The 9,807-nt window shown below is 62.8% G+C and carries 9 protein-coding genes; 2 read left to right on the forward strand and 7 right to left on the reverse strand.

What is annotated here, in order from left to right; all coding sequences use genetic code 11:
* Positions 1-27 precede the first annotated feature (27 nt).
* From miaA to ACM6JM_RS12515, 5 genes are read right to left on the reverse strand one after another with little or no spacing between them, the layout of a single operon-like run.
* Positions 28-999 (reverse strand): tRNA (adenosine(37)-N6)-dimethylallyltransferase MiaA, encoded by a 972-nt coding sequence (gene miaA / locus ACM6JM_RS12495; protein ID WP_085667724.1) that lies wholly within the window; start codon positions 997-999, stop codon positions 28-30.
* Positions 999-2,906: a DNA mismatch repair endonuclease MutL gene (gene mutL, locus ACM6JM_RS12500; RefSeq protein ID WP_039766643.1), complete on the reverse strand. Its 1,908-nt coding sequence runs from the start codon at positions 2,904-2,906 to the stop codon at positions 999-1,001. The genes miaA and mutL overlap by 1 nt, the downstream gene beginning before the upstream one ends.
* Positions 2,903-4,282, reverse strand: coding sequence for an N-acetylmuramoyl-L-alanine amidase (locus tag ACM6JM_RS12505; RefSeq protein ID WP_371916417.1), 1,380 nt, complete (start codon positions 4,280-4,282; stop codon positions 2,903-2,905). The genes mutL and ACM6JM_RS12505 overlap by 4 nt, the downstream gene beginning before the upstream one ends.
* A gap of 51 nt (positions 4,283-4,333) precedes the next feature.
* Positions 4,334-4,804 (reverse strand): tRNA (adenosine(37)-N6)-threonylcarbamoyltransferase complex ATPase subunit type 1 TsaE, encoded by a 471-nt coding sequence (gene tsaE, locus ACM6JM_RS12510; protein ID WP_007950729.1) that lies wholly within the window; start codon positions 4,802-4,804, stop codon positions 4,334-4,336.
* A complete protein-coding gene (locus ACM6JM_RS12515) occupies positions 4,792-6,291 on the reverse strand; it encodes an NAD(P)H-hydrate dehydratase (RefSeq protein ID WP_414881999.1) in 1,500 nt (499 codons plus the stop codon). The genes tsaE and ACM6JM_RS12515 overlap by 13 nt, the downstream gene beginning before the upstream one ends.
* 63 nt (positions 6,292-6,354) lie before the next feature.
* On the opposite strand from ACM6JM_RS12515, the gene queG reads away from it, so the two are divergent.
* Entirely contained in the window at positions 6,355-7,434 is a 1,080-nt protein-coding gene (queG, locus tag ACM6JM_RS12520) for a tRNA epoxyqueuosine(34) reductase QueG (RefSeq protein ID WP_074689629.1), read from the forward strand.
* Here queG and ACM6JM_RS12525 read toward each other — a convergent pair.
* Together ACM6JM_RS12525 and orn are read right to left on the reverse strand one after the other, a co-directional pair.
* Positions 7,416-8,027, reverse strand: a complete 612-nt coding sequence (locus tag ACM6JM_RS12525; protein ID WP_039766632.1) for a trimeric intracellular cation channel family protein — start codon at positions 8,025-8,027, stop codon at positions 7,416-7,418. The two genes, queG and ACM6JM_RS12525, sit on opposite strands and share 19 nt — an antisense overlap.
* Positions 8,028-8,110: 83 nt before the next feature.
* Complete coding sequence (orn, locus tag ACM6JM_RS12530) at positions 8,111-8,653, reverse strand: oligoribonuclease (RefSeq protein WP_065258764.1); 543 nt, start codon at positions 8,651-8,653, stop codon at positions 8,111-8,113.
* Positions 8,654-8,760: 107 nt separating this feature from the next.
* Here orn and rsgA point away from each other — a divergent pair, with 107 nt between their 5' ends.
* The gene (rsgA, locus tag ACM6JM_RS12535; protein ID WP_039766628.1) at positions 8,761-9,792 is read left to right on the forward strand and encodes a small ribosomal subunit biogenesis GTPase RsgA; all 1,032 of its coding nucleotides are present in this window, start codon (positions 8,761-8,763) and stop codon (positions 9,790-9,792) included.
* Positions 9,793-9,807 lie beyond the last annotated feature (15 nt).

The following is a 9,807-nucleotide window of genomic DNA, read 5'->3' on the forward strand; positions in this document are numbered from 1 at the left end:
CCAAGGATAGACGGCAATTGCAAGGACTCAGCTCAATATGGAGATCGTCCCAAGGTATTTCAAGGCGCGTGGCAGATTGTCGCAATCCAGACTGTCGAGCCAGTGTAAATCTTTCCAGCTGCGCAGCCAGGTGAACTGGCGTTTGGCCAATTGGCGCGTGGCGATGATGCCCCGCTCCTGCATCTCGGCCGACGTCAGCTTGCCATCCAGGAAGTCCCAGACCTGGCGGTAGCCTACCGCACGTATAGACGGCAACCCGGCATGCAGGTCACTTCTATTACGCAGGGCTACGACCTCGTCGATGAATCCCTGTTCCAGCATACTTGTGAATCTTTGTTTAATGCGCTCGTGCAGTACCTGGCGATTAGTTGGTGCAATCGCCAGGTTCGCGACAGTATAGGGCAATTGTTGCAGTCCCGATGCGGCCGCTTCAGCACTTTGCGCAGATTGTTGCAGGCGCAGCGAAGTCATGCTCTGACCGCTGACCCGGTAAACTTCCAGCGCACGACTCAGTCGTTGTGGATCGTTCGGATGGATGCGTGCCGCCGACTCGGGATCGATGACCGCCAGTTGCTCGTGCAGGGCTTGCCAGCCAAGGCGTGCAGCCTCTTCTTCAATCTGCGCGCGAACCTCGGGATCGGCCGCCGGCATGTCCGCCAGACCTTCGATCAAAGCCTTGTAATAGAGCATCGTGCCGCCCACCAGCAGCGGAATTTTTCCACGTGCGGTGATCTCGGCCATGGCCTCCAGCGCATCACGACGGAAATCCGCTGCCGAATAGGCTTCGGCCGGATCGAGAATGTCGATCAGTCGATGAGGGAATTCGGCCAGCAGTTCTTTGGAAGGCTTGGCGGTGCCGATGTCCATGCCGCGATAGACCAGCGCCGAATCGACGCTGATCAGCTCGCACGGCAGCACCTTGGTCAGCTCGATGGCCAGGTCGGTCTTGCCCGCAGCGGTCGGGCCCATCAGGAAAATCGCTGGAGGAAGCTGGCTCATCAACGACCGCGCAGGAACAGTTTGTCCAGATCGTCCAGGCCCAACTGGGTCCAGGTCGGTCGGCCATGGTTGCACTGACCGCTGCGCTCGGTATTTTCCATGTCGCGCAGCAGGCCGTTCATTTCCGGCAAGGCCAGGCGGCGGTTGGCGCGGATCGCGCCGTGGCAGGCCATGGTGCCGAGCAGTTCATTCAGATGCGCCTGAATCCGGTCGCTGGTGCCGTATTCCATCAAGTCCGACAGCACATCGCCCACCAGTCGGTTGGCTTCGGCCTGTTTGAGCAGGGCCGGGATCTGCCGGATGGCCAGGGTTTCCGGGCCAAGGCGCTGCAATTCAAAACCGAGGCGCTGGAACCATGCCGCATGTTCTTCGGCGCAATCGGCCTCGCGCTGACTGACCGCCAGCGATTCCGGCACCAGCAGCGGCTGGCCGCTCAGGCCTTCGCTGGCCATGGCGATCTTCAGACGCTCGTACATGATCCGCTCGTGAGCGGCGTGCATGTCCACCAAAACCAGGCCCTGGGCGTTCTCGGAAAGAATATAGATGCCCTTGAGCTGCGCCAGCGCATAACCCAGCGGCGGGATGTCTTCCTGACCGGCCGGCAGCGCGTTGGCATTCGCTTCAGGCAGCGGCGCAAAAAACTCGCGGTACGCGGCCTGGGCCTCGGCAACCGGCACGGTCGATTGCGGACGCGGCGTGTATTGATACTGATAAGCGCCGCCCGCACTGGCGCCCGACGAGGTATTGAACGCCGGTTGCGCCTGCGGCTGCTCCAGCAACGCGTTGGCCGCCAGACGCATTTCGCCCTGCGGTCCGAATTCACCGGCTTCGAGGCCAGTTGGCCGGACGATCGCGGTGGTCACCGAACCAGCAAGCTGATCTTCCGGGCGCACATCACCGAGGGCCCGGTGCAAGGTGCCATACAGGAAGTCATGCACCATGCGCCCGTCACGGAAGCGCACCTCGTGCTTGGTCGGGTGCACGTTGACGTCGACCGCTGCCGGATCAACCTCGAAAAACAGTGCGAACGTCGGATGCCGGCCGTTGAACAGCACATCGCGATAAGCCTGACGCACCGCGTGGGCCACCAGCTTGTCGCGCACCGCACGGCCATTGACGAAGAAATACTGCAAGTCCGCCTGACTGCGGTTGAAGGTCGGCAGACCGACCCAGCCCCACAAATGCAGGCCATTGCGTTCGATCTCGATCGGCAACGCCTGCTCGAGGAAGCCCGAACCGCAGATCGCCGCTACACGCCGGGCGCGGGCCGCGTCATCGTGAGCTTCGTGCAGGCTGAGGATGGTCTTGCCGTTGTGGCGCAGATGGAACGCCACGTCGAAACGCGCCAGCGCCAGACGCTTGATCACTTCCTGCAGGTGATCGAATTCGGTTTTTTCAGTCTTGAGGAATTTGCGGCGTGCCGGGGTGTTGAAGAACAGGTCACGGACTTCCACCGACGTGCCGACCGGGTGCGCCGCTGGCTGCACGCGAGGCGCCATGTCGCGGCCTTCGGTCTCGACCTGCCAGGCCTGATCGGCGTCGCGGGTACGCGAGGTCAGGGTCAGACGCGCCACGGAGCTGATCGAAGCCAAAGCCTCGCCCCGGAAACCCAGGCTCATCACCTGTTCGAGGTCTTCCAGGTTACGGATCTTGCTGGTGGCGTGACGGGCCAGGGCCAGCGGCAGGTCATCAGCGGAAATGCCGCTGCCGTCGTCACGCACTCGCAGCAGTTTGACGCCGCCCTGCTCGACATCGACGTCGATACGCTTGGCGCCGGAGTCGAGGCTGTTTTCCAGCAGCTCCTTGATCACCGAGGCCGGGCGTTCGACTACCTCACCGGCGGCGATCTGGTTCGCCAGCCGCGGGCTGAGCAGTTCAATGCGGGCAGCGTTCAGGACCTGGTTCATTCTTTGGACGCCAGTTCGGTGCCGGGAATGGTCAGGTGCTGACCGACTTTCAGATCATCGCTTTTCAGATTGTTGGCACTACGCAGTGTGGCCGGCGAAATCTGATAACGCACGGCAATCATCGCCACGGTCTCACCCGGACCTACCCGGTGATCACGCGGTCCCTGAGCGATCTTGCCCGAATCACGCAGCCAGGCGATGTAAGTGCCCGGTGGCGGATTCTGCTGGAAGAACTGGCGCACGCCGCTGCTGATCGAGCGCGCCAGCGCCTGCTGGTGGCTCGCTGCCGAGAGTTTGCTCGCTTCGTTGGCGTTGGAGATGAAGCCGGTTTCCACCAGGATCGACGGGATGTCCGGCGATTTCAGCACCATGAATCCGGCCTGTTCCACGCGCTGCTTGTGCAGCGGGGTGACCCGGCCAATGTTGGTCAGGACCTTCTGGCCGACGTTGAGGCTGGAGGTCAGCGAGGCGGTCATCGACAGGTCGAGCAGAACGCCGGCCAGCATCCGGTCCTTGTCGTCGAGGCTGACGTTGCCGGCACCGCCGATCAGGTCGGAACGGTTTTCGCTGTCGGCCAGCCAACGGGCGGTTTCCGAGGTGGCTCCACGATCAGACAGGGCAAACACCGACGCACCGAACGCGGCCGCAGACGGCGCAGCGTCGGCGTGGATCGAGACGAACAGGTCGGCGCCCTTCTTGCGGGCAATCTCGGTACGACCGCGCAACGGGATGAAGTAGTCGCCGGTACGGGTGAGTTCGGCGCGGAAGCCTTTCATGCCGTTGACCTGACGCTGCAGCTCACGGGCGATCTGCAACACCACGTCCTTCTCACGCTGGCCGCGCGAACCCGACGCTCCAGGGTCTTCGCCACCGTGACCGGCATCGATCACCACAATGATGTCGCGCTTGCCGGCCGGGGCCGGTGGCAGCTTGATCGCAGGTTCCGCCGGCGTGACAGGCACTGCAGGAACGGTCGCGACCGACGGCGCAGGTGCAGGCGGCGGTGCGGCGTCAGCCGGGTTGTCGAACAGGTCGACCACCAGACGGTTGCCATACTGGGCGTTCGGCGCCAGCGAGAAGCTTTTCGGAGTGACCGCTTTTTTCAGGTCGATGACCACCCGCAGGTCGGTCGGCGTGCGCTGGGCCGAACGCATCGCAGTGATCGGCGTGTTGGCGGTCTGCACATTCAGCGGCGCGCCGAGGGTGGCGCCGTTGATGTCGATCACCAGACGATCCGGCGCGGTCAGCGTGAAGACGCTGTGCTGCACCGGGCCTGTCAGGTCGAACACCAGTCGCGTGTTGTCCGGCGCCCGCCACAGGCGCACGCTGTTGACCTTCGTCTCGGCCACAGCGTTGACGGTTACTGCCATCAACATCAGTCCAACGGCAGCCACCAACGCGCGAAAGCGCATACCTAACCCCATCATTCAATTGGTTTCCAATGCCAAAGCGGCACACCAGGCCTCGCCGCGCGAGCCCTGGGATAAAATGGTCAGCGAACGTCCGCTGTCTTGCGGGCTAATGGTAATGGTCAGGTCAGGCTTTGGCAAAAAGCCTGCACCTTTATCGGGCCATTCGATCAGGCACAGGGCGTCGTCTTCGAAATAGTCGCGGATGCCGAGAAACTCCAGTTCCTCCGGATCGACCAGACGATACAGGTCGAAGTGAAACGCCCGGACGTCACCGATCTCGTAGGGCTCGACCAGGGTGAAGGTCGGACTTTTCACCGCCCCCACGTGCCCCAGACCGCGAATGATGCCCCGCGACAGCGTGGTTTTGCCCATCCCGAGATTGCCTTCGAGAAAGATCAGGCCATGGCCCTGGGTGATACGGGCGATGCGTGCGCCAAAGTCGCTCATGGCCTGTTCATCGGCCAGGTACAGGGTTACTTCAGACACGGTGCATGCTCCTCCAACAACTGACGAATGGCTGGAATCAGATCACTGGCCGCCAGCCCACGGCCGAATTTACCTTGTTGCAGACCGGCGTTGGCGTGCAGCCAGACTGCCAGACTCGCGGCGTCAAAACCGTCCATGCCCTGGGCCAGCAGTGCGCCGATCAGGCCCGCCAGCACATCGCCGAGCCCGGCAGTGGCCATCGCCGGATGGCCTTGATGACACAGCGCCAGACGACCATCGGGATGAGCGATCAGACTGCCCGCGCCTTTGAGCACCACCACCGCTGTATATTTTTTGCTCAACGCCAGCGTGGCCGCCGGACGATCAGCCTGCACTTCGGCGGTACTGATCCCCAATAAACGCGCCGCTTCCCCCGGATGCGGCGTGATCACGCAATCCCTGGGCAAACTGACAAAATCCGAGGCCAGCAGGTTCAGCGCATCCGCGTCCCATACTTGAGGCAGCGCTGCATTGGCAGCGGCCGACAACAGCGCTCGCCCCCAACTGGCCTGCCCAAGCCCCGGCCCGACCACCAGCACGGACACCTTGTCCAGCAGCCCCATCAGTTGATTGGCCGAAGAAGTGCCCAGCGCCATGGCTTCCGGTACCCGGCTCAGCGCCGCCGGCACATGTTCCGGGCGAGTCGCGACCGAGACCATCCCGGCACCACTGCGCAACGCGCTTTCGGTGCTCAGCAGGATCGCCCCGCCAAAGCCGTGATCGCCGCCGATCAGCAGCACATGGCCGAAACGCCCCTTGTGGGCAGCCGGCGCACGGGCAGCCGGACGCGGCAGGTTAATCGCGTTGAGCCGTTGAGCGACGGCAGAAATGTCACTGAAATTTTCGGCCGTGACCTGCAGGTCGTTAAACAGCAGTTCGCCGACATGATCCACCGCCTCGCCCGTGAACAGCCCGAGTTTCAGCCCGATAAAAGTCACGGTGAGGTCGGCGTGCACCGCTTCACCCAGCGCATGGCCGGTGTCGGCGCATAATCCGGAAGGGATATCGACCGCCACCACTGGCAGCCCGCTGGCATTGATCGACGCAATCGCAGCGGCATAAGGCTCACGCACCTCGCCGCTCAGGCCGGTGCCGAGCAACGCGTCAACGACGATGCCGCGCAACTCACAGGACAGATCCCATGGGGCAATCGATACACCCTCGGCCACAGCTTCGGCGTGCGCCACAGCGGCATCGCCCTTCAAACGCTGCGGCTCACCGACAGCCAGCACCTGAACCTGCCAACCCGCCCGATGGGCCAGCGCCGCCACCAGATAACCATCGCCGGCGTTGTTGCCGTGTCCGGCCAGCACCGTCATTTCATTCGCGGCCGGCCATTGGCGCACCAGCGCGCGCCACGTGGCATGGGCGGCACGCTGCATCAATTCGAAGCCCGGCGTGCCGGCGGCGATCAGCCGTGCATCGAGTTCGCGCACTTGCGCGGCACGGTACAGCACGTCGGGTAATTGATCTTTAGTGTGCGGCATGCGTCTTCGGGCTCCGATGTCTGGCAGAATTATACGCACCTCAGCTCCGGTTTCTCTCGCCTCATGTCCGCCATCACCACCGATCTTCCCGCCCTCGCCCAATCCATCAAGGACTGGGGCCGCGAGTTGGGCTTCCAGCAAGTCGGCATCAGCGGTCTGGACCTGGCCGAGCATGAACAGCACCTGCAACGCTGGCTCGAGGCCGGCTACCACGGCGAAATGGAGTACATGGGCGCCCACGGCAGCAAACGCTCGCACCCCGAAGAACTGGTGCCGGGCACCCTGCGTGTGGTGTCGCTGCGCATGGACTACCTGCCGGGCGACACACAAATGGCGCAATTGCTGGGCAAACCGGAAAAAGCCTACATCTCGCGTTACGCCTTGGGCCGCGATTATCACAAGTTGATCCGTAAACGCGTTCAACAACTGGCGGACAGGATTCAGTCCGAAATCGGCCCGTTCGGTTTCCGAGCCTTCGTCGACAGCGCCCCGGTGCTGGAAAAAGCCATCGCCGAGCAGGCCGGGCTGGGCTGGATCGGCAAAAACACTCTGGTGCTCAATCGCAAGGCCGGCAGTTATTTCTTTCTCGCTGAACTGTTCGTCGATCTGCCGTTGCCGGTGGATGAACCGCATAGCACCGAACATTGCGGCCGATGCACCGCATGCCTCGACATCTGCCCGACCAACGCTTTCGTAGGCCCGTACGTGCTGGACGCGCGACGCTGCATTTCCTACCTGACCATCGAACTGAAGAACGCCATCCCCGAAGACCTGCGACCGCTGATCGGTAACCGTGTGTTCGGCTGCGACGATTGCCAGATCTGCTGCCCGTGGAACCGCTTCGCCCGCCCGTCCGGCGAAAGCGATTTCAAGCCACGGCACAATCTGGACAACGCAGAACTGGCCGAACTGTTTATGTGGGATGAAGACAAATTCCTCAGCAGCACCGAGGGTTCGCCGCTGCGTCGGGCCGGTTACGAGCGCTGGCTGCGCAATCTGGCGGTGGGGCTGGGTAATGCGCCATCGAGCATTCCAGTGCTGGAAGCGCTCAAGGCACGGCGCGAATACCCGTCAGAGCTGGTGCGAGAACATGTGGAGTGGGCGCTGAAACAGCACGCCGACCGTCAAGGCGCGTCGTTATAGACGAACTTCGGCATTTCCCAATGGAAGCGAATCGCCAACAGCCGCAGTAGAAAGCCACCGAACAACGTGATCAGAATCGCCTGCTCGCTCGGCACGTTGAGGAACAGACAGAGCATGTAGCACCACGCAGCAGCGAACGAGACACTGGCGTAGAGTTCGCGGCGGAAGATCAGCGGGATGTCGTTGCAGAAGATATCGCGCAGGATGCCGCCGAACACACCCGTGATCACACCGCTGACCGAAGCCACCAGCATGCCGTGGCCCATTTCCAGGGCGGTCATGCAGCCGATCAGGGTGAATGCCACCAGACCGACCGCGTCGAGCACCAGAAACAGCGAGCGCAGGTGACGCATCCAGCGTGCGGTAAACACGGTGATCATCGCCGCAATCGTCGTCAGTACCAGATATTCCGGATGTTTGACCCAGGTCAGCGGGTAATGCCCGAGCAGCACGTCGCGCACCGAACCGCCGCCCAATGCGGTGACGCAGGCGATCAGCACCACGCCGAACCAGTCCATGCCGCGACGGCCCGCAGACAGGGCGCCGGTCATGGCTTCGGCAGTAATGGCGACGAGGTAGAGCATCAGCAACATGGTGGCGATCCTGGCAGGAAGGCGCGCAGTCTACTCACTTCACCGAGGCACCAAAAGAGGGCGCCCCGGCGTGGGTGCCGATCTCAGAACTTGATGAAATGCTTGCGGTAGTGCTGCAGCTCGGCGATGGATTCGCGGATGTCGTCCAGCGCCAGGTGAGTGCTGCCCTTCTTGAAGCTGTCACGCACGTCCGGCGCCCAGCGCGCGGCCAGTTCCTTGAGCGTGGACACGTCGAGGTTGCGGTAGTGGAAGTAGCTTTCCAGCGACTTCATGTGGGTATAAAGGAAGCGACGATCCTGGCAGATGCTGTTGCCACAGATCGGCGACTTGCCCTTCGGCACCCACTTTTCCAGGAAGGCAATGGTCTCGGCCTCGGCCTCGGCCATGCTCACGCGGCTTTCACGTACGCGCTGGGTCAGGCCGGAGTTGCCGTGGGTGCGGGTGTTCCACTCATCCATGCGAGCGAGGACTTCGTCGCTGTGGTGGATGGCGATCACCGGGCCTTCGGCCAGGGTGTTCAAGTCACTGTCGGTGACGATGGTGGCCATTTCGATGATGACGTCGTTTTCCGGATCCAGACCGGTCATTTCCAGGTCGATCCAGATCAGATTCTGCGGGTTTTGCATATTTCGGCTCCTGAGCAATGCTGCGCAGTTTAGCCTAGGCAGCCTGCCGGGCGTGCTAAACTCGCGGCCGTTTTACCTAATCGCTGCATTCTTCAGACGGAACACCCATGGCCAAACGCCAACTCAATCGTCGTCAAAACTGGCGCATCGAAAAGATTCAGGGCGAGCGCGCCGCCCGCGCCGCCAAACGCGAGTCCTCGGCTGTCGAGGCGCTCGAAGGCGGCGACCTCGGCCCGGAACAGCACGGCCTGGTGATCGCCCACTTCGGTGTGCAGGTCGAGGTCGAGGCCGTTGACGGTGAGCTGGCCGGCCAGGTCTTCCGCTGCCATCTGCGGGCCAACCTGCCGGCGCTGGTCACCGGCGACCGGGTAGTATGGCGCGCCGGCAACCAGGGCATCGGCGTGATCGTCGCGCAACTGCCGCGCACCACCGAGCTGTGCCGTCCGGACAGTCGTGGCCAGCTCAAGCCGGTGGCCGCCAACGTCGACATGATCGTCATCGTCTTCGCCCCGCTGCCCGAACCTCATGCCAACCTGATCGACCGTTATCTGGTCGCCGCCGAACATGCCGGCATCCGCCCGTTGCTGCTGCTGAACAAATTCGACCTGATCGACGAGCAGAACGCCCCGGCGCTGAATGCGCTGCTGGCGGTCTACCGCACACTGGGTTATCCGGTGCTGGAAGTCTCGGCGCACCACGGCAACGGTATGGAGCAATTGCAGAAGCAGCTCGACGGGCGCATCAGCGTGTTCGTCGGTCAATCCGGTGTCGGCAAGTCATCCTTGGTCAACAGTCTGCTGCCGGAAGTCGAAACCCGCGTCGGCCCGCTGTCCGAGCTGTCGGGTCAGGGCACCCACACCACGACCACCGCACGCCTGTTCCACTTCCCCGGCGGCGGTGAACTGATCGACTCCCCGGGCATCCGTGAATTCGGCCTCGGCCACGTCAGCCGCGCCGACGTCGAAGCCGGCTTCATCGAGTTCAACGATCTGCTCGGCACCTGCCGCTTCCGCGACTGCAAGCACGATCGCGAACCCGGTTGTGCACTCCTCAAGGCCTTGGAAGACGGCCGCGTGCAGCAGCAGCGAATGAACAGCTACCGCTCGATCATCGCCAGCCTGCCGGAAAACGGTTACTAGACTTTCAAGTAACCA

The sequence above is a fragment of the Pseudomonas sp. IT-P2 genome (assembly GCF_949767575.1).
GTDB lineage: Bacteria > Pseudomonadota > Gammaproteobacteria > Pseudomonadales > Pseudomonadaceae > Aquipseudomonas > Aquipseudomonas pharyngis.